At 56.0% G+C, this 19725-nt stretch carries 19 protein-coding genes and 3 pseudogenes; 11 read left to right on the forward strand and 11 right to left on the reverse strand.

Annotated features, from left to right (window positions below):
• Positions 1-11: 11 nt before the first annotated feature.
• From ubiI to gcvP, 4 genes are all read left to right on the forward strand, one after another.
• The gene (ubiI, locus tag AC6I8M_RS04840) at positions 12-1214 is read left to right on the forward strand and encodes an FAD-dependent 2-octaprenylphenol hydroxylase (RefSeq protein WP_010617063.1); all 1203 of its coding nucleotides are present in this window, start codon (positions 12-14) and stop codon (positions 1212-1214) included.
• Positions 1215-1769: 555 nt separating this feature from the next.
• A complete protein-coding gene (gene gcvT / locus AC6I8M_RS04845; protein ID WP_010617064.1) occupies positions 1770-2867 on the forward strand; it encodes a glycine cleavage system aminomethyltransferase GcvT in 1098 nt (365 codons plus the stop codon).
• A gap of 21 nt (positions 2868-2888) precedes the next feature.
• On the forward strand, positions 2889-3275 hold the full coding sequence (gene gcvH / locus AC6I8M_RS04850) for a glycine cleavage system protein GcvH (RefSeq protein WP_010617065.1): 387 nt from the start codon (positions 2889-2891) through the stop codon (positions 3273-3275).
• A gap of 98 nt (positions 3276-3373) precedes the next feature.
• Entirely contained in the window at positions 3374-6247 is a 2874-nt protein-coding gene (gcvP, locus tag AC6I8M_RS04855) for an aminomethyl-transferring glycine dehydrogenase (protein WP_010617066.1), read from the forward strand.
• A gap of 198 nt (positions 6248-6445) precedes the next feature.
• Here the strand turns inward: gcvP and AC6I8M_RS04860 are convergent, their stop codons facing one another.
• Positions 6446-7036 carry a recombinase family protein gene (locus tag AC6I8M_RS04860; protein WP_022548474.1) on the reverse strand — a complete coding sequence of 197 codons (591 nt, stop codon included), beginning with the start codon at positions 7034-7036 and terminating at the stop codon, positions 6446-6448.
• Between the two features lie 185 nt (positions 7037-7221).
• Between AC6I8M_RS04860 and AC6I8M_RS04865 the strand changes: the two genes are divergently transcribed.
• A complete protein-coding gene (locus AC6I8M_RS04865; RefSeq protein ID WP_498013688.1) occupies positions 7222-7794 on the forward strand; it encodes a hypothetical protein in 573 nt (190 codons plus the stop codon).
• Here AC6I8M_RS04865 and AC6I8M_RS04870 read toward each other — a convergent pair.
• The gene (locus tag AC6I8M_RS04870) at positions 7701-8210 is read right to left on the reverse strand and encodes a tail fiber assembly protein (RefSeq protein WP_022548508.1); all 510 of its coding nucleotides are present in this window, start codon (positions 8208-8210) and stop codon (positions 7701-7703) included. The genes AC6I8M_RS04865 and AC6I8M_RS04870 overlap by 94 nt on opposite strands.
• 2 nt (positions 8211-8212) lie before the next feature.
• Positions 8213-8782, reverse strand: coding sequence for a tail fiber protein (locus tag AC6I8M_RS04875; RefSeq protein ID WP_022548509.1), 570 nt, complete (start codon positions 8780-8782; stop codon positions 8213-8215).
• A 185-nt stretch (positions 8783-8967) separates the two neighbouring features.
• Here AC6I8M_RS04875 and AC6I8M_RS04880 point away from each other — a divergent pair, with 185 nt between their 5' ends.
• Positions 8968-9558: a recombinase family protein gene (locus tag AC6I8M_RS04880; protein WP_498013689.1), complete on the forward strand. Its 591-nt coding sequence runs from the start codon at positions 8968-8970 to the stop codon at positions 9556-9558.
• A 41-nt stretch (positions 9559-9599) separates the two neighbouring features.
• Here the strand turns inward: AC6I8M_RS04880 and AC6I8M_RS04885 are convergent, their stop codons facing one another.
• From AC6I8M_RS04885 to rutA, 6 genes and pseudogenes are all read right to left on the reverse strand, one after another.
• Entirely contained in the window at positions 9600-9737 is a 138-nt protein-coding gene (locus tag AC6I8M_RS04885) for a hypothetical protein (RefSeq protein WP_498013847.1), read from the reverse strand.
• 45 nt (positions 9738-9782) lie between these two features.
• Positions 9783-10304 carry an NADH-dependent FMN reductase RutF gene (gene rutF, locus AC6I8M_RS04890; RefSeq protein WP_022548837.1) on the reverse strand — a complete coding sequence of 174 codons (522 nt, stop codon included), beginning with the start codon at positions 10302-10304 and terminating at the stop codon, positions 9783-9785.
• Between the two features lie 14 nt (positions 10305-10318).
• Positions 10319-11118, reverse strand: a pseudogene (gene rutD / locus AC6I8M_RS04895) (pyrimidine utilization protein D).
• Entirely contained in the window at positions 11118-11513 is a 396-nt protein-coding gene (gene rutC / locus AC6I8M_RS04900; RefSeq protein ID WP_010616674.1) for a pyrimidine utilization protein C, read from the reverse strand. Before rutC ends, rutD begins: the two are co-directional and overlap by 1 nt.
• 42 nt (positions 11514-11555) lie before the next feature.
• A complete protein-coding gene (gene rutB, locus AC6I8M_RS04905; RefSeq protein WP_010616673.1) occupies positions 11556-12266 on the reverse strand; it encodes a pyrimidine utilization protein B in 711 nt (236 codons plus the stop codon).
• Positions 12267-12270: 4 nt separating this feature from the next.
• Positions 12271-13362, reverse strand: a complete 1092-nt coding sequence (rutA, locus tag AC6I8M_RS04910) for a pyrimidine utilization protein A (RefSeq protein WP_010616672.1) — start codon at positions 13360-13362, stop codon at positions 12271-12273.
• Positions 13363-13670: 308 nt separating this feature from the next.
• On the opposite strand from rutA, the pseudogene rutR reads away from it, so the two are divergent.
• Both rutR and AC6I8M_RS04920 read left to right on the forward strand, forming a co-directional pair.
• A pseudogene (gene rutR, locus AC6I8M_RS04915) lies at positions 13671-14278 on the forward strand (HTH-type transcriptional regulator RutR).
• A 25-nt stretch (positions 14279-14303) separates the two neighbouring features.
• Entirely contained in the window at positions 14304-15278 is a 975-nt protein-coding gene (locus AC6I8M_RS04920; RefSeq protein ID WP_010616671.1) for a metal-dependent hydrolase, read from the forward strand.
• Between the two features lie 41 nt (positions 15279-15319).
• Here the strand turns inward: AC6I8M_RS04920 and cycA are convergent, their stop codons facing one another.
• Positions 15320-16711, reverse strand: a complete 1392-nt coding sequence (cycA, locus tag AC6I8M_RS04925) for a D-serine/D-alanine/glycine transporter (RefSeq protein ID WP_010616670.1) — start codon at positions 16709-16711, stop codon at positions 15320-15322.
• A gap of 286 nt (positions 16712-16997) precedes the next feature.
• On the opposite strand from cycA, the gene AC6I8M_RS04930 reads away from it, so the two are divergent.
• Entirely contained in the window at positions 16998-17696 is a 699-nt protein-coding gene (locus AC6I8M_RS04930; protein WP_058948773.1) for an extensin-like domain-containing protein, read from the forward strand.
• 1 nt (position 17697) lies between these two features.
• Here the strand turns inward: AC6I8M_RS04930 and AC6I8M_RS04935 are convergent, their stop codons facing one another.
• On the reverse strand, positions 17698-18240 hold the full coding sequence (locus AC6I8M_RS04935) for a DUF4396 domain-containing protein (protein ID WP_010616669.1): 543 nt from the start codon (positions 18238-18240) through the stop codon (positions 17698-17700).
• Between the two features lie 230 nt (positions 18241-18470).
• Between AC6I8M_RS04935 and AC6I8M_RS04940 the strand changes: the two genes are divergently transcribed.
• Both AC6I8M_RS04940 and AC6I8M_RS04945 read left to right on the forward strand, forming a co-directional pair.
• Positions 18471-18647 (forward strand): hypothetical protein, encoded by a 177-nt coding sequence (locus AC6I8M_RS04940; RefSeq protein ID WP_195910864.1) that lies wholly within the window; start codon positions 18471-18473, stop codon positions 18645-18647.
• Positions 18648-18906: 259 nt separating this feature from the next.
• Positions 18907-19629 (forward strand): annotated as a pseudogene (locus tag AC6I8M_RS04945) (autoinducer binding domain-containing protein).
• Positions 19630-19725: the final 96 nt, after the last annotated feature.

Raw genomic sequence — 19725 nt, forward strand, 5'->3', positions numbered from 1 at the left:
AAGGGGCAGCAATGCAAACATTTGATGTGGCGATTGCCGGTGGCGGCATGGTCGGTCTGGCGGTGGCCTGTGGCTTACAGGGCAGCGGCCTGCGCGTTGCGGTGCTGGAAAAAGCGCCTGAGCCGCAATTTGATGCGGCGGCGCCAGCGTCGGTTCGCGTCTCGGCCATCAACGCCGCCAGCGAGCGTCTGCTGCAAAAACTCGATGTCTGGTCCACCATTCTCGCGCTGCGCGCCAGCGCGTATCACGGCATGGAAGTGTGGGATCAGGACAGCTTTGGCTCGATCAGCTTTGATGACGAGCAGCAGGGGCTGTCGCACCTCGGACATATCATTGAAAACGAGGTGATCCACAGTGCGTTGTGGCAGCGCGCCAGCCAGTGCAGCGACGTGACGCTGATTGCGCCGGCTCAGCTGCAGCAGGTGGCGTTTGGCGATAACGAAGCCTTTATTACCCTGCAGGACGGCAGCATGATGAGCGCGCGCCTGCTGATCGCCGCAGACGGTGCCAGTTCGTGGCTGCGCGACAAAGCCGATATCCCGATCACCTTCTGGGATTACGAACATCACGCGCTGGTGGCCAACGTACGTACCGATATGCCGCATGATGCCATCGCGCGCCAGGTGTTCCACGGCTACGGCATTCTGGCCTTCCTGCCGATGCAGGATCCGCACCTGTGCTCCATCGTCTGGTCGCTGTCACCGCAGGAAGCGGCGCGACTGCAATCCATGCCGGAAGCGCTGTTTAACCAGCAGCTGTCGGTGGTATTCGATATGCGCCTTGGTCTGTGCCAGGTTGAAAGTGAACGGAAAACCTTCCCGCTGATGGCGCGTTACGCCCGCAACTTTGCTGCGCACCGGCTAGCGCTGGTGGGCGATGCGGCGCATACCATCCATCCGCTGGCCGGGCAGGGGGTTAACCTCGGCTTTATGGATGCCGCCGAGCTGATTGGCGAAATCCGCCGTCTGCATCAGCAGGGCAAAGATATCGGCCAGCATCTCTATTTGCGTCGTTATGAGCGCAGCCGCAAGCACAGCGCAGCGCTGATGCTGTCCGGCATGCAGGGTTTCCGTGAGCTGTTTGCCGGGCACCATCCGGCGAAAAAACTGCTGCGCGACGTCGGGCTGAAGCTGGCCGACACGCTGCTTGGCGTGAAGCCGTTACTGCTGAAGCAGGCCATGGGCCTCAACGACCTGCCCGGCTGGATCCGCTAACCCTCCTTATTACGGCACCGTTTCAGGTGCCGTTTTCCTTGCACCGACGTTACGCGATCACCCTAAAGGGGGGCGTGGCAGTCGGCTGTCGACTCATGAATCACCGAACTGCACTGCGTTGTCGCTATCCATCGCGACCTTGTGCGCACCCGGTAGAGTCACTGCAAAACCCGCCCCAGCACCATTATTGTGCATCGCTGCACCGGAATTGCCCTTCATTTGATTTATTCTAATTTCAGGCCTCAATTCGCATTACTTTAACTAATCAAAAATGCTCTTCGCTCCCGAACCATTTCCCTTGTCTGCGGCACAGGTTCCATTATTCGGCTGAATTACTGCGCAACAGGTGAATTATATGCGCGTTAAATCACATAAATGCAGTGAGATGTGCTGGCGTGGCTGCCGGGGCAGCACAAAGGATGATAAAGTTTCACTCTCGTTTTCCTTATGGTTAATTGCCGTATTCGGTGGTAACTTCAGCGTAAAGAGAACGTTTGCGTCGCTCACCAATGACGGCGCAGGCGCGTCACACTCACTTGTCTTCACAGGAGGGTTATGACTCAGCAAACGCCTCTATTCGAACAGCATCAGGCCTGCGGTGCCCGCATGGTGGACTTCCACGGCTGGATGATGCCGCTGCACTACGGCTCGCAAATGGATGAACACCATGCGGTGCGCAACGATGCCGGAATGTTTGACGTTTCCCACATGACCATTGTCGATCTGCACGGCGCGCGCACCCATGAATTTCTGCGTTACCTGCTGGCCAACGACGTCGCCAAACTGACCCAGCCCGGCAAAGCCCTCTATACCGGCATGCTGAATGCTTCAGCTGGCGTCATTGATGATTTAATTGTTTACTTTATGAGCGAAGATTTCTTCCGCTTGGTGGTCAACTCCGCCACGCGCGAGAAGGATCTGACGTGGATCGCTGAGCATGCGCAGCCGTTTGGGGTTGCGCTGACCGAGCGTGACGATCTGGCGCTGATCGCCGTACAGGGACCGAACGCGCAGCAAAAAGCACAGGGTCTGTTTAGCGCGGCACAGCGTGACGCGGTGGCAGGCATGAAGCCGTTCTTTGACGTACAGGCCGGCGATCTGTTTATCGCCACTACCGGTTATACCGGTGAAGCCGGTTATGAAATCGCCCTGCCAGCCGCTCAGGCCGCAGATTTCTGGCAGCAGCTGCTGGCTGCGGGCGTGAAACCAGCAGGGTTGGGCGCACGCGATACGCTGCGTCTCGAAGCCGGCATGAATCTGTATGGTCAGGAGATGGATGAAGGCGTTTCGCCGCTGGCCGCCAACATGGGCTGGACCATCAGCTGGGAGCCCGCCGACCGTGATTTCATTGGCCGTAAGGCGCTGGAAGCGCAGCGCGAGAACGGCACGGAAAAGCTGGTCGGGCTGGTGATGACAGAAAAAGGCGTGCTGCGTAACGGTCTGACGGTGCGCTTTACCGATGCGCAGGGACAGCCGCAGCAGGGCATCATTACCAGCGGCTCCTTCTCGCCAACGCTGGGCTACAGCATTGCGCTGGCGCGCGTGCCGGCCAGTATCGGTGAGCAGGCGATTGTTGAAATCCGCAATCGTGAAATGCCGGTGAAAGTGACTAAACCTATTTTTGTTCGCGCCGGCAAGCCGGTCGCTCAGTAATTTTTTTCAGGAGAAATGGCGATGAGCAATGTGCCAAATGAATTGAAGTACCGTGATAGCCACGAGTGGGTGCGTAAAGAAGCTGACGGTACGTTTACCGTGGGCATTACCGAACACGCGCAGGAACTGCTGGGCGACATGGTGTTTGTCGACCTGCCTGACGTGGGCGCCAGCTTTGCCGCCGGTGATGACTGCGCGGTAGCCGAATCCGTGAAAGCGGCATCGGATATCTATGCGCCGCTGAGCGGTGAAATCGTGGCGGTCAACGAAGAGCTGGGCGATGCCCCGGAGCTGGTTAACAGCGAACCGTACGCCGCCGGCTGGCTGTTCCGCATCAAAGCCAGCGACAAGTCCGAGCTCGACGCGATGCTTGATGCCGCGGCCTACAAAAAGTCCATCGACGAGTAACCGGTAGTCTCTGAAGGTGCCGCACTGCGGCGCCTTCTTTTTTATCTGCCTGATTTAATGCCATTTTGTCACCCAGCCCGATTCAGGATGTACTGTAAATGACCCAGACTCTCAGCCAGCTCGAACATAACGGTGCTTTTATTGAGCGCCATATCGGTCCTGATGCCGCGCAGCAGGCCACCATGCTGGAAGCGATTGGTGCCAGCTCGCTGGCTTCGCTGATCGCTTCAATTGTGCCTGCTGATATCCAGCTGCCAGGCCCGCCGGCGGTAGGCGATGCCGCGACTGAACAGCAGGCGCTGGCAGAGCTGAAAGCCATTGCCAGCCAGAATCAGCGTCACAAATCTTGGATTGGAATGGGTTACAGCGCCGTGATCACCCCGCCGGTGATTCTGCGCAACATGCTGGAAAACCCGGGCTGGTACACGGCGTATACGCCGTATCAGCCGGAAGTGTCGCAGGGCCATCTGGAAGCGCTGCTCAATTTCCAGACCCTGACGCTCGATCTCACCGGGCTGGATATCGCTTCAGCTTCGCTGCTGGATGAAGCCACCGCGGCCGCCGAAGCGATGGCGATGGCTAAACGCGTCAGCAAGCTAAAAAACGCGACAAAATTCTTTATCGCCGATGACATCCATCCGCAAACGCTGGATGTGGTGCGCACCCGCGCTGAAACCTTTGGCTTTGAGCTAATTATCGATCGCGCCGAGAAATCCCGCGAGCACGACGATCTGTTTGGCGTGCTGCTGCAGCAGGTCGGCACCAGCGGAGAAGTGCACGACTACCGTGAACTGATTGCTGAGCTGAAAAGCCGTAAAGTGGTGGTGAGCGTGGCGGCGGATTTCATGGCGTTGGTTCAGCTGGAAGCGCCGGGCAAACAGGGTGCTAATATTGTCTTCGGTTCCGCCCAGCGCTTTGGCGTACCGATGGGCTACGGCGGTCCGCACGCGGCCTTCTTTGCCAGCCGTGATGAGCACAAGCGCTCCATGCCGGGCCGTATCATCGGTGTGTCACGCGATGCCGCCGGTAACACCGCGCTGCGCATGGCGATGCAGACGCGCGAACAGCACATTCGCCGTGAGAAGGCCAACTCCAACATCTGTACCTCACAGGTGCTGCTGGCAAATATCGCCGGCCTGTACGCGGTTTACCACGGTCCGACCGGACTGAAGCGCATTGCCTCGCGCATTCACCGTCTGACCTCGATTCTGGCGGCAGGCCTGCAAAACGGCGGCCTGAAGATGCGCCATCACAGCTGGTTCGATACGCTGACTGTTGAAGTCGCGGACAAAGCGGCGGTGCTGAACCGAGCGCTGAGCTTCGGCGTCAACCTGCGCAGCGATATCCTCAATGCGGTCGGTATCACGCTGGATGAAACCACCACGCGTGAAGACGTGCTGGCGCTGTTTGCCATTCTGCTGGGCGACGCGCACGGTCAGGATATCGAGGCGCTGGACGCCGCGGTGGCGGCGGAAAACAGCGCCATTCCGGCAGGCCAGCAGCGCACCAGCGAATTCCTTACCCATCCGGTGTTCAACCGTCATCACAGCGAAACTGAGATGATACGCTACATGCACAGCCTGGAGAAAAAGGATCTGGCGCTGAATCAGGCGATGATCCCGCTCGGTTCATGCACCATGAAACTGAATGCCGCCGCCGAAATGATTCCAATCACCTGGCCGGAATTCGCTGAACTGCACCCGTTCTGCCCGGCAGAGCAGGCGAGCGGTTATCTGCAGATGATCGGCCAGCTGTCCCAGTGGCTGGTTCAGCTCACCGGTTACGATGCGCTGTGCATGCAGCCAAACTCTGGCGCGCAGGGCGAATACGCCGGTCTGCTGGCCATCCGTCGTTATCATGAGAGCCGTAATGAAGGGGGCCGCACGATCTGTCTGATCCCGAGCTCGGCGCACGGCACCAACCCGGCGTCCGCGCAGATGGCCGGCATGGTGGTAGTGGTGGTGGCCTGTGATAAGCAGGGCAACATCGATCTCGGCGATCTGCGTGAAAAAGCAGCGCAGGCCGGTGACGCGCTGTCGTGCATCATGGTGACCTATCCGTCGACGCACGGCGTCTACGAAGAGACCATTCGTGAAGTGTGCCAGATCGTGCATCAGTACGGCGGCCAGGTGTACCTCGACGGCGCAAACATGAACGCGCAGGTAGGGATCACCACGCCTGGCTACATTGGTGCTGACGTGTCGCATCTTAACCTGCACAAAACCTTCTGCATTCCGCACGGCGGTGGCGGTCCGGGCATGGGGCCCATCGGGGTGAAGGCGCATCTGGCGCCATTCGTACCGGGCCACAGCGTGGTGCAGATTGACGGCGTGCTGACCCAGCAGGGCGCGGTTTCTGCGGCGCCGTTCGGCAGCGCGTCTATTCTGCCCATCAGCTGGATGTATATTCGAATGATGGGCGCCGAAGGGCTGAAGCAGGCCAGCTCGGTGGCGATTCTCAACGCCAACTACATCGCCAGCCGGCTGCAGTCAGCGTACCCGATTCTGTACGCCGACCGCGACGGCCGCGTGGCGCATGAGTGTATTCTCGACATTTGTCCGCTGAAAGAGCAGACCGGCATCAGCGAGCTGGATATCGCGAAACGCCTGATCGACTATGGCTTCCATGCGCCGACCATGTCGTTCCCGGTCGCCGGCACGCTGATGGTCGAGCCGACCGAATCCGAGAGCAAAATCGAGCTGGACCGCTTTATTGACGCGATGCTGGCGATCCGCATGGAAATCGATCGCGTGGCCGACGGTGAATGGCCGGCCGACGACAACCCGCTGGTGAATGCACCGCATACCCAGATGGAAATCGTCGGTGACTGGACCCATCCGTACAGCCGCGAGCTGGCGGTCTTCCCGGCCGGCAGCGCTAACAAATACTGGCCGACCGTTAAGCGTCTGGACGATGTATTTGGCGATCGCAATGTGTTCTGTTCATGCGTTCCGATGAGCGAATACCAGTAATCTGCAGGCGTAATCGAAACCCTTCAGTAATACTAAAGGCCGATTTGTCGGCCTTTTTTTATGGGAGATGCATATGGATCTGGCACTGGTCACCGGCGGTAGCCGCGGAATTGTGATGCGGCGTGCGATATTTGAAGCCAAAACGTGCGATAAATGACAGGCTACTTTTGTTTCCATCAGTGCAACGAAATTACACTGTCATTTTTCATCAAAGCCATTTTGGCCTGTTCGAGCATTCCGGTTAACTGGACAATATTTGTAGATGCTGGCCAATGAAACATCATACAGTAATGCAAGCTGTTTTCTGCTATGACCATTCGCCAATAATTTTTGAGCTTCCTGTTGCTGTGCAAAAGATAGCGACTGAGGTCTGCCGCCAATACGTCCTCTGCTTCTCGCTGCAGCTAAACCAGCCTGAGTACGCTCAACAATCAGTTCGCGCTCCATTTGTGCTAACGCGCTCATCACATGAAAGAAAAAACGGCCTGCGGACGTAGAGGTATCAATGGCATCCGTCAAACTATGAAAATGAATACCTTCATCTTCCAGATTGGATATTAAAGTAATCAAATGTTTAATGCTGCGACCCAGCCTGTCGAGCTTCCAGACCACCAGAGTATCCCCCGATTTCAGGCAGTTTAACGCGCGTTTTAATCCGGGTCTCTGGTCTGTTTTTCCACTGATTTTATCCTCAAAAATCTGTTCGCAATTTGCACAAATCAAGGATTTTTGCTGTAAATCGGTGTTTTGGTCATTTTTTGACACCCTCATATAGCCAATTTTTGCCATTTTAGCCCCTAATCCTCCCTCCGAAAGCCTTGTCATCGCTGGTTTTGGGCAAAATATTAGCTAAATTCCCGATTTAAGAAAACCTTGGTTTAACGGAAACGGTAGATTGTGCAAAAAATGCACTGGATAAACGGACTGGCGGAACGGTCAATGGCGACATTCTTTCACAGGGTGGCCAAATCGGAATGAAGGGGGATAACAGTAAGCCTTTTATTCTCGCGAATGCTGATGGCAACGTGCGCGCCTATATCTGGAAAGATAAGGGCGGTGATGGAATACACATCAATAACGGTATTGACGGCGGCGGCGATTATATTTTTCATAAAGATGGCGGTTTTCGTGCCCCTTCTTCCGTGTATGCCGGAGCTGCAAGGATAGCCGCTGACGGCAATATCTACGGTAGCATGTGGGGCAATCAGTGGCTGGACGCTTACCTGGAAAAGACCTTCCAGCCTAAAGGGGCCTACGGCAAAGCGAATACAGCGAAGCTCGGGGTCAATGGATGGTTTAAATGCGGGGACACGGGATTAATTATTCAGTGGGCAAGATATGGAAAAGATAAAAGGGAAGGAACCTATGATTTCCCGTTGCCCATGAAATTTCCCAGCGCGGGATTGTTCTGTATCGGCTATGTTGCTTCTGCGATAAATTTTCATGCAGATCGTCAATCACAGTCAGCCCATCTGGTCGATAACGGGATCGTCAGGGTGACGGTGGATAACAGCCTTGAAACCGTGGTTCTGGCGATTGGTTTCTGAAGGAGGTCTGGCCAGTCGATATCCGTGGCTGCGCTGAGATCGATACGATTAAGCAGCACGCGGTATTTTTTCCAGGACAGCAGTAACGCTTTTTCGGCATCCGTTGCCATATCGAGGTCTACGGCGTCCTGAAGAGGTGCAATGGCGGCGGTAGCAATCTGCATCAGCGAGGATTTTCGCTTCTCTGCTGCTGATATCAGATCTTCTTTTGTTGGTGGTGGTATATCTCCCCATGCTGGAAAACCATCCGTACCAACTATACGCTGCTTACCTTTGGGAGACAGATTGCCTGCAAATTCCAGCCAGACATCATCACCGACTTCAACGGTATCTTTGGGAAAGCTGCCTGCCCTGATATAGTCCTGTTTTAATTCTTCAGGGAAAAAAGCATTTTCACCCGGACTGTAGTAATACATGATTAATATCCTATTGCTATCCTGGCTGTAGCCAGGTTGTAGTCAGTTGTAACCTTGATATGCGCCTTATCGACTAATCCGGCAGAGTGTGAACATAGATCTTCACCCATCCCTATAGCTTCAGCAACCCAGCCCAGCGCCCACAGACCTTCATTTGGAAACGGAAGGGGCAGCGGAAGGATTTTCCTGTCAAAGTTTTCGCTATCAGTTTTACCCCACTGGATAATCAATCCCGTGTCCCCGCATTTAAACCATCCATTGACCCCGAGCTTCGCTGTATTCGCTTTGCCGTAGGCCCCTTTGGGCTGGAAGGTCTTTTCCAGGTAAGCGTCCAGCCACTGATTGCCCCACATGCTACCGTAGATATTGCCGTCAGCGGCTATCCTTGCAGCTCCGGCATACACGGAAGAAGGGGCACGAAAACCGCCATCTTTATGAAAAATATAATCGCCGCCGCCGTCAATACCGTTATTGATGTGTATTCCATCACCGCCCTTATCTTTCCAGATATAGGCGCGCACGTTGCCATCAGCATTCGCGAGAATAAAAGGCTTACTGTTATCCCCCTTCATTCCGATTTGGCCACCCTGTGAAAGAATGTCGCCATTGACCGTTCCGCCAGTCCGTTTATCCAGTGCATTTTTTGCACAATCTACCGTTTCCGTTAAACCAAGGTTTTCTTAAATCGGGAATTTAGCTAATATTTTGCCCAAAACCAGCGATGACAAGGCTTTCGGAGGGAGGATTAGGGGCTAAAATGGCAAAAATTGGCTATATGAGGGTGTCAAAAAATGACCAAAACACCGATTTACAGCAAAAATCCTTGATTTGTGCAAATTGCGAACAGATTTTTGAGGATAAAATCAGTGGAAAAACAGACCAGAGACCCGGATTAAAACGCGCGTTAAACTGCCTGAAATCGGGGGATACTCTGGTGGTCTGGAAGCTCGACAGGCTGGGTCGCAGCATTAAACATTTGATTACTTTAATATCCAATCTGGAAGATGAAGGTATTCATTTTCATAGTTTGACGGATGCCATTGATACCTCTACGTCCGCAGGCCGTTTTTTCTTTCATGTGATGAGCGCGTTAGCACAAATGGAGCGCGAACTGATTGTTGAGCGTACTCAGGCTGGTTTAGCTGCAGCGAGAAGCAGAGGACGTATTGGCGGCAGACCTCAGTCGCTATCTTTTGCACAGCAACAGGAAGCTCAAAAATTATTGGCGAATGGTCATAGCAGAAAACAGCTTGCATTACTGTATGATGTTTCATTGACCAGCATCTACAAATATTGTCCCGTTGATCGTACCACTCGAACAGGCCAAAGTGCCTCCGATGAAAAATGACAGTGTAATTTCGTTGCACTGATGGAAACAAAAGTAGCCTGTCATTTATCGCACGTTTTGGCTTCAAATATCGCACGCCGCATCATCTGCCCGAGCGGCAGGGTTTCGTCCGGGGCAATCAGCCCGTCATCGCTCATGGCTGACTTTTTCTGCCAGCGGGGGAACCAGGAACTCGCCATCGTCTTCTCCAGGGTAGTGGTCGAACCGGGCTGCACGGTGCGGCGTTAGCGGGCGTCCTGCCGTGAAAGGGCGTGGTAGCGACGGTCAAACCACATCAGACCGGGCTGGGCATCATGGCGCTCCAGCGCCATCACGTTGCAAAACAGAATGTCGTGTGTCGCCACGCTGACGACCTGCGTGATGGTGCAGTCGAACGCCATCAGCGCCCCCTGCAGCAGCGGTGCGCCGCTGCGCTGCGTGTGCCAGCGGGCGGCGGCGAAACGTTCGGTCATCGGGGTTTTGCCGCCAAACAGCGTCGACAATGAATCCTGCCCGGCGGCCAGCGTGTTCACGCACAGCACGCCGTTGTCGCGGAAGAGGGGCCACACCGACGCGTTGCGATTGAGGCAAACCAGCAGCGTCGGCAGCGTATCACTGAAGCTGCACACCGCGGTGGCGGTAAAACCGGCGCGTCCGGCGGGACCGTCGGTGATGATGATATTAACCGCCGCGCCCAGGCCGGACATGGCATCGCGGAAAGCCTGCTGGCTCACTTCGGGCAGCAGGGGCAGTGCATGTACGCTCATCATCGGCTCCGTGATTAGCTGGCGCGGCGAGCCGGCGTGGCGGTGTCCGCCAGCCAGCGCAGCAGCAGCGCATTGAAGTTGTCGGCATCGGTCACGCTCATTGCATGGCCGCCCCACGGCATCTCAATCAGGCTGCCGTTGGGCAGCGCCTGCGTCAGCTGTGGTGAGCAGCTCCACGGCACCAGCAGGTCATCCTGACTGCATATCGCCAGCACCGGCTGGGTGATTCGCGTAGCGTGCGGACGGAAATCGGCCGATTTCAGCGCGTGCAGACGCCGCAGCAGGTTCTCCATGCCCTGGAAATGCGCCACGTGATGCACATCCTCCGCGCTGATGCGCGACTGATGGCGTGCCAGCCATTCGGCCGGGTAAAGAAACAGCGGCTGCGCGCGCACAAACGCTTCAACGCCAACGTTGAGCAGCAGATCCTGGCGTACCTGGAAGCAGCGCTCGGTGTGGGCATCCAGCGCCAGCCAGCCGTTGATCACCACTACGCGTCCCTGCGCTGCGGATAATCGAGCGCCAGCTGCAGGCCAATCAGCCCGCCAAGCGCATGGCCCACGATGTCATACTGTTCGATGCCGTGCTCCGCCTGCGCGTCGGCCACTTCTGCCGCCATCATCGCCATGCTGTAACCTTCCGGCAGCGTATCGGGGCTGCGACCGGTGCCGCGCTGATCGTAGGTCACCACGCGATAGTGCGGCGTCAGTGCCGCCAGCTGCGGTTGCCAGAAAGCGGCCACGCCGCCCAGTCCGGACGACAGCACCAGCGTCGGCGCGTCGGGCGCGCTTAATCCCTGAATGTCCAGATGCATTACGCCTCCTGCCGGCCAATGTGTGCCACGCTGGCGATTTCAATCAGCGCATCAGGTTTCACCAGACCGCACTGAATACAGAAGCGCGCCGGTTTGTCGCCGGGGAAATAGTCGGCATACACTTGGTTTACCGCCGCGTAGTTGCTCCAGTCGGTGATGAAAATCGAGTTGAAGGTGACGTCCTGCAGGCTGCCACCGGCGGTCTCGATCACTTTTTTGATGGTTTCCAGCACGCGGCGGGTTTGCGCCGCCGCATCCCCGACGTGCACCACGTTGTTGTCGGCATTGAACGGCAGCGTACCGGAAACGTACACCACGCCATCGGCTAAGGTGCCGGGCACAAACGGGGCGATAGGCGTCGTGGTGCCGGGAGGTATAATCACTGTTTTAGGCATGACTCAGAGTCCTTATTATTAAGCGTGCAGGTGAAACGGTGGTTACGACTTCAGCGCCTCGCAGAAGGTGTCGGTATCGCTGACCCAGCCAAAAAAGGTTTCAATGTTGAACAGCGCGGCCTGCTGAGCAAACGACGGTCCGGCCTGATGGGTGGCATCTGCCAGCACCACGCCGAAATACTCGAGGAAAAAGCCGTCGCGCAGCGTCGATTCCACGCAGACGTTGGTGGCAATGCCGGTAAACACCAGATGACGAATACCGCGGCTGCGCAGCATGCTGTCGAGCGGCGTGTTGAAAAAGCCGCTGTAGCGCGGTTTGGGCAGCACGATATCGCCGGCTTGCGGTACCAGCTCATCCACCAGCGCATAATCCCAGCCGCCTTTTGCCAGCAGCGTGCCGTGCAGCTCCGGCCGCTGGCGCATGGTTTTCAACGCGTTGGATTTATGGAAATTGGGCGAACCGGCGTCATCGGCTTCGACATACTGATTATCCCAGCCGTTCTGGAACCAGATAATCTGCATTCCCGCCGCGCGGGCGGCGGTGACCGCCTGATGAATCCGGGCGATAACCGGCTGTGTAGCGGAGACATCAAACCCGGCCAGATCGAGATAGCCGCCTTGGCTGGCGTACGCGTTCTGCATATCGACCACAATCAGCTCGCTTTGCGCCGGCGGCAGGGCGATGGCTTCCGGTCGCGCCGGCAGAGTCACTGCAGGCTGGCTGGCGCTGTGGGCACAAACGACGGTATTCATTATGTTATGCAACCTCCTTGTGGGCGTCAATCAGCGCGCGGCGGCACGCCATCAGCGGCTGGATACGTTCACCAAAATCTTCAATGCCCTGCAGGAAATCATCAAAGGTCAGCAGCACGCCTTCGGTGCCTTCCATCAGCGCCACTTCATCCAGCATGCGTGCCACGCTGGCATAGGAGCCGACCAGCGTGCCCATATTGATGTTGACGGCAGAGGTCGGATCGGCCATCTGGCGCACATTGGTGTCGCTGCCGGATTTGGTGTCCTGCTGGCTTTGCGTGGTGAGCCAGGCGAGGGCTTCCTCGTCTGCGTCGGCTTTGTAGTGTTCCCATTTGGCGCGCGCGGCTTCGTCGCTTTCGGCGGCGATAATCATAAACAGCACGTAGGAACCGACGTCGCGCCCGGTTTTGTCCGCGGCCTGTTTCATGCGTGCGGCGGTTGGCGCAAAGGCGGTCGGGGTATTGACGCCTTTGCCGAAGCAGAAATTGTAATCAGCGTATTGCGCCGAAAAGGCCATGCCGGCATCACTTTGAACGGCGCAAATCACCTTCATCGGCTTCTGCGGCTGCGGACTGACGCGACAGTCGTTCATGGTGAAGAACTCACCTTTGAAGTCGCTCTGGCCTGTGCCCCACAGGTCGCGCAGCACCGTGACGTACTCCGTCAGGTAGCTGTAGCGGCTGGCAAAATATTCATCGCCCGGCCACAGCCCCATCTGCTCATACTCCGGCTTCTGCCAGCCGGTGACTAGATTGACGCCGAAGCGGCCGCCGGAAATGGAGTCGATGATGGCGGCCATGCGCGCCACGATGGCGGGCGGCAGCGTCAGGGTGGCGGCGGTGGCGTAGATTTCAATGCGTGAGGTCACCGCGGCCAGACCGGCCATCACGGTGAAGGACTCCAGGTTATGGTCCCAGAATTCGGTTTTGCCGCCGAAGCCGCGCAGCTTAATCATCGACAGGGCAAAGTCGAAGTGATAGTGCTCAGCCTTGAGCACAATCGCTTTGTTGAGCTCAAAGGTCGGCTTGTATTGCGGGGCATGCGTGGAGATCAGCCAGCCATTGTTGCCAATCGGAACGAAAACGCCAATTTTCATGTGAAACCTCTCTGCATTGAACGTGGATTGCTTCACGCGCTGCGTTGCTTCCTGCACGCATCCTGCGGGCGGCGCTCGATCACAAAATTACAAAGCCTGTGCCACAATTTTAAAAGTGATACATAACAATCAGTTAAAATTAGCGACTTAATGAATCCTGAGTGACTGGGCCAAAACAGACCATCTGGTCAAAACAAATTGCACGTTTTTCATGTGTCACCTGAGCGAAAAAGGTGCAGGGCACAGCATTAGGCTGGAAACAGGGCGTTTGTTATGATGCGATTTCGCAGGATGGAAGAGGTAACAGTGTGAAAAGCGATGAAAAAAAGCCAGGACGCCGATCGCGGGCCGTTGCGGCGAAACGGGCAGCTATTCTGGAAGCGGCATTGGCCTTCTTCTCGCAGTTTGGCATTCACGGCACCAGTCTGGATAAGGTGGCTGAGCGCGCGGACGTATCAAAAACCAACCTGCTTTACTACTATCCGTCAAAAGAAGTGCTGTATGTGGCGGTACTGAAAGAGATTCTTGATGTGTGGCTGGCGCCGCTGCGTGCGCTGCGTCATGACCAGGATCCGCTGGTTGCTATCCGCAACTATATTCGCCTTAAGCTGGAAGTGTCGCGTGATCATCCGCAGGCCAGGGTGCGCCGCTGCTGAAGGGCGAGCTGGCGGGGGATTTAAAAGCGCTGGTGGATGACAAAGCGGCGATTATCGAACAGTGGATCGCCGAAGAGCGAATTGCCGGTGTGCAGCCGCAGCATCTGTTCTTTCTGCTGTGGGCGACCACGCAGCACTACGCTGATTTCGCGTCCCAGGTGGAAGCCATCACCGGCCAGACGCTAAACGATGCGGAATTTTTTGCCCAGACGCTGGATAACGTTCAGCGCATGATCATTGAAGGGATCCGCGTGCGCTGATCCCCGTGGCTGACCAGGAGAGTGCATGGATTCGCTATCACAACTAACGCTGGGCGCGGCGGTGACCGTGGCCGTAATGGGCAAACGCGTGCCGCTGTGGCAGGCGGCGCTGGCGGGGGCGGTCGCGGGCACGCTGCCGGACCTCGACGTTTTTATCGACCACGGCGATGCCATCCGCAACATGACGCTGCACCGCACCGAGAGCCATGCGCTGCTGTGGCTGACGCTGGTGGCACCGTTTCCCGGCTGGCTGGTGGCCGGCGCGACGCGCAGCCGGCAGCACTGGCGCGCCTGGTGCCTCGCCATCTGGCTGGCACTGATCACTCATCCGGTGCTGGACCTGACCACGGTGTACGGCACGCAACTCGGGCTGCCGCTGACCGATTACCCGTTCGCCATCGGCAGCATGTTCATCATCGATCCGCTCTACACGCTGCCGCTGCTAATCGCCCTGATCGTCGCACTGTGGCGGCGGGATGCTTCCGGCCTGCGCTGGAATCAGGCCGGATTGCTCATCAGCACGCTGTACCTGGGCTGGAGCATGGTGGCGCAAAGCGTTGCTACCCGGCATATTGAGCACCAGCTGACGCAGCAGGCCGTGCAGCCGCAGCAACTGCTGGTGGCGCCCACCGCTTTCAACACGCTGGTGTGGCGCACAGTAATTATCACGCCGCAGCGCTACGGGGAAGCCTGGTGGTCGCTGCTGTCGCCCGATCGTCCCTTACAGATTCGCTGGTACGATCGCCATCCCGCGCTTTTTGCCCCGTTTAAAGGCCAGTGGCACGCCGAACGCGTTGCGTGGTTCAGCTATGGATTTTATGCCATGCGCCAGCAGGGCAACGACACGCTGATCGTGGATTTGCGCATGGGGGAAGAGCAGGATTACACTTTTACCTTTAATCTCGGTCCCGCCGCAGCGCCGGCAGCAGCACCACAGCGGGAAGATTCGCTGCGGCCGTCGCTGGCGCAGGCGTGGCACAAATTCACTGAACGCTTATAACGAAAAAGGCCCGCATAACCGGGCCTTTTAGTTTAAGTGAATCAGGCTTTACGACGGCGAAGCAGCCAGCCCATGGTCAGCACCACAAACCACAGTGGCGTCACCATCAGCGCCTGGCGGGTATCTTCCTGCAGCGTCAGCAGTACCAGCACAAAGGCAAAGAAAGCCATGCACACCCAGCACATCAGCTTGCCGAGTGGCATTTTGAAGCGTGACGCCGCATGACGCTGCGGATGCTGTTTGCGGTAGGCCAGATAGCTGCACAGGATAATGGTCCAGACAAACATAAACAGAATCGCCGAGACCGTGGTCACCATGGTGAAGACCGTCATCACATCCGGAATCAGGTAGATCAATGCCACGCCAGCCAGCAGACACAGGCAGGAGAAGAACAGGCCGGTGGTCGGCACCGCGCGCGCCGAGAGACGGCCAAACGCTTTATGCGCCACGCCCTGTTCCGCCAGGCCATACAGCATGCGGCTGGTGGAGAAGATGCCGCTGTTGGCTGAGGAGGCTGCGGAGGTCAGCACCACAAAGTTAACGATGCTGGCAGCGGCCGGCAGGCCAATCAGCACAAACATTTCAACGAACGGACTGCTATCCGGCATTACTTGGTTCCACGGCGTCACCGCCATGATCACCAGCAGCGCCAGCACGTAAAACATTATGATGCGCAGCGGGGTCGCGTTGATGGCACGCGGCAGAACTTTATGTGGATCTTTGGTCTCCGCCGCCGCCGTACCCACCAGTTCAATGCCGACAAAGGCAAACACCGCAATCTGGAAGCCGGCAAAGAAACCGCTTAGCCCTTTCGGGAACATACCGCCGTGATCCCAGATATTGCTCAGCGCCGCGTGGCTCCCGTTCGGCGAAGGGTAGTGCAGGCTGACCAGCACAATACCGGTGATAATTAACGCCACGATGGCGACGATTTTGATAATGGCGAACCAGAACTCCATCTCGCCAAACAGTTTCACCGTGGCGATGTTCAGGGCAAGGAAAACAAACACGCACAGCAGCGCGCTCATCCAGATCGAGAAGTCCGGGAACCACAGCTGGAAATAGGCGCTGATCGCCACCACGTCGGCGATGCCGGTCACCACCCAGCAGAACCAGTAAGTCCAGCCGGTGAAATAACCGGCCCACGGACCGAGCAGGTCGGCGGCAAAGTCGCTGAAGGATTTGTACTCAAGGTTGGAGAGCAGCAGCTCACCCATGGCGCGCATCACAAAGAACAGCATAAAACCGATGATCATATAGACGAAGATGATCGATGGACCCGCTAGGCTGATGGTTTTACCGGAGCCCATGAACAGACCGGTGCCGATGGCACCGCCGATGGCGATAAGCTGGATGTGACGGTTATGCAGGTTGCGCCGGAGTTTTTCCGGCTGTTCGGCCTCAGCGGGCGCCGCTTTAGATTGATCAACCATAAAAATATCTTTCCTGTCTTGATGTTGTGTCAGCTCTGCTGACTGTTGAATAACGTGCTGTTGCACAGGGCAAGAGGGCATAAGATAGAGGAAAGGCGGCCACTCTCGGTAATGGTTTTTAAACATTTGTGCCCTTTTGCGTGCTTTACCGTGTCAGTAAATATTTACATGGCGCGCCCTGCCGTCATTTTGCGTAAATGTTCTGCAAATGAGCCGCTTGCACCACGCAGCGCTGCGCAGGGTTCTACACTTGTCATTTCGATGAACTCGGAAAAAGTGAGGCAGCGTGCGCGCTTTGCTCGCGATAGTGCTGCTGGCCCTGTGCGGCTGGTGGAGTTTACCCTGGCTGAAAACGCATCTGCCGCCACAGTGGAATCCGTTTATACCGCTACAGGTTACCGATCCGCCGGGCTGGATGACGCGCTATAAGCTGCAGCGGCTGAGCAGCGAGCCGGCCGCGTGTCTGGCAGTGATGCGCGCGGCCAGCGCCCAAGGCAGGGTCAGTTTCCGTGAGGTGCCGCCGCTGCAGGGCGATTGTCCGATTGATCAGCCGCTGCGGATCAGCCGCTTCGGTGATGTCACGCTGAGCAGCAGTTTTCTTGCCAGCTGTCCGATGGCGGTGGCCAGCACGCTGTATGTCACGCGCAGCAATGCGGCGCTGCAGCAGGCCGGCATTACCTCGCCGCTGCGACGCATCGCGCACGTTGGCAGTTACGCCTGCCGCAATATTTATCACCGCCAGGAAGGACGCCGCAGTGAACATGCGACGGCGGATGCGTGGGACATCACGGGCTTTCAGCTGGCGGACGGGCGCTGGCTGCAGGTAGGCAAAAACTGGCAGCAGCCGCCGCAGGCCGCTGCCGGTTTGCACGCGTTATGGCGCAACGGCTGTGCCAGCTTCGGTAATGCGCTGGGGCTGGATTACAATGCGGCGCATGCCAGCCATTTCCACCTTGGCATGCGCGGCGCAGGCTTTTGTCGCTAAACTACACCGCCGGGTTTAATCCGCGTTTGATGAGGAAATAATTTGCTGGCCAAGAGAAAATAAATCCGGTGATCATCGCCAGCTGTAACATAAACCAGAAGGCGCTGAACAGGGGATTAAGCTGTTGATTAAGCACATATTTTAGGGCCAGCGTCATAAACATAAAGATTCCCGTTTGATAAATCAGCAGCGGAAAGGTTTCTGTTTTCAGCGCTAATAATAACGTACGGACAATAGAAAGTTGTTCCCGCTGGCGAATGGCCAGAAACTGAAAAAGTAATCCCGCCAGTAACGAAATCATCACGCAAATAACCGCCTGTAACCACAGCGCGGGGCTAATTGCAAAATGCTTGAGCAGAGTGACTATTGGCAGGGTGATGATGTCGCCGAATATACAGGCGGCGGTAAAGAGCGAGGTGGAAATAAAAATGGTTTGCCAGCTGGCATAACCGGTTAATCCGGATGGCATCAGCAGCGCCAGTTTTCGCTGACGTGACGGTTTACGGCCGAGATACCACCATGCCAGCCAGCCGAAAAACGGCATGTACAGCCCGGTGAGCGGCTAGATTATATTCATGACCGCCAGCGGATTGGGGTGACGAAACAGATCTTTAGCGATCATCAGGGCGGTACACACGCCTACGACCAGAAAGGGTAATGCCAGCTGGTTTAACATAGTCAGTCCCACTCAGTTTGCTGAAATCGCGCCAGCCTGCGGAGCTATGCTGGTTCCTACCACCTTGCGCCTCTGCTAAAGCGTAGCTGGAAAAGACGGTGCCGGAAATGTCTGCCACAGGGGCACGGCAGGTAAACACTGCAGAAATAACTGGAATTAAGCCGCGCTGCGGGCTTAATCAGCAGGAAGATTATGACTGGCGGTATAAAAAAGGGGAAAATATAATAGCGATTAATGATGAGGCGAATGTTTTATCTGCGAAGTCTGGCCTTTAATCAACAGGACGATTGAAAATTTTTCAGAAAAATCTTATTCTGATTCGCACGACTTATCATCCTGATGGTGCCGCTGGCAAACGCACTATAGTTTAATTTCTCATTTGGGTAACATATTGACAACAAGGTAGTTATCACTTTTTGCCCGCAATGCCGCTCTGGTTTCAATCAATATTTTTTCTCTTGTTAATTTATTTTTTACATTAATCGGCACAGATATCCTGTTATGAATAAGGCGTGAAACAGCGCTAGGGTAATAATGACCATCGATAATGATTTCGTCTGGCGAGGCGAAACTGAAAAAGAATTTCAGGCGCTTTCAGAAGTGCTGCAATTGAAATCGCTGCTGCAAAAACATGTTGAGGCCCTTGGATTTGATGCTTTTGCCTTTTTGGTTCAGCATCCGGAGCCTTTTACCCGACCGCGTATTTTTCTCTTTAGCACCTATCCGCAGAGCTGGGTGAAACGCTACAAGAGTGAAAATTACTATGCGGTGGATCCGGTGTTAATGCTCTGCCAGCAGCCCGGTCGCGGCGTGGAGTGGACGCGTGATTTATTTACAGGCGCAGGCAATTTATGGGCAGAAGCCAATGCAGCAGGGCTGGTAAGTGGCTTTTCATGCTCGGCAATGGCGCTAAATCGTGCCATTGGTGTATTATCTATAGCATCGCAATAACCCAGCCAGACCCAGCACAGACGCGTTGAGCTGGAGGTGCAACTGCTCTTCCTGGCGGAACTGAGTTTGCGTGTGCTGGACCGTCTGAATGACGGCTCAATGGTGGTGTTATCGAATGATTTTAGTCAGCGCGAGCTGGAAATATTGAAATGGACAGCGGAGGGAAAAACCTCAGCCGAAATTTGCCTCATTCTGGCTATTTCTGAACACACGGTAAATTTTCACCAAAAGAATATGCAAAAGCGTTTTAATGTTTCCAATAAAACGCAGATTGCCTGTTATGCCGCAGCCATCGGCCTGATATAGCGAAAAGGCAACTACTAATTTTAGTAGTTCCTAAGCCGCAGTCAGTTGTCTACCCTGCGCCGGAAACTCCGCCAGGCTGGCGCTTAATAAATCATT

It is taken from the genome of Type-A symbiont of Plautia stali (assembly GCF_059731155.1).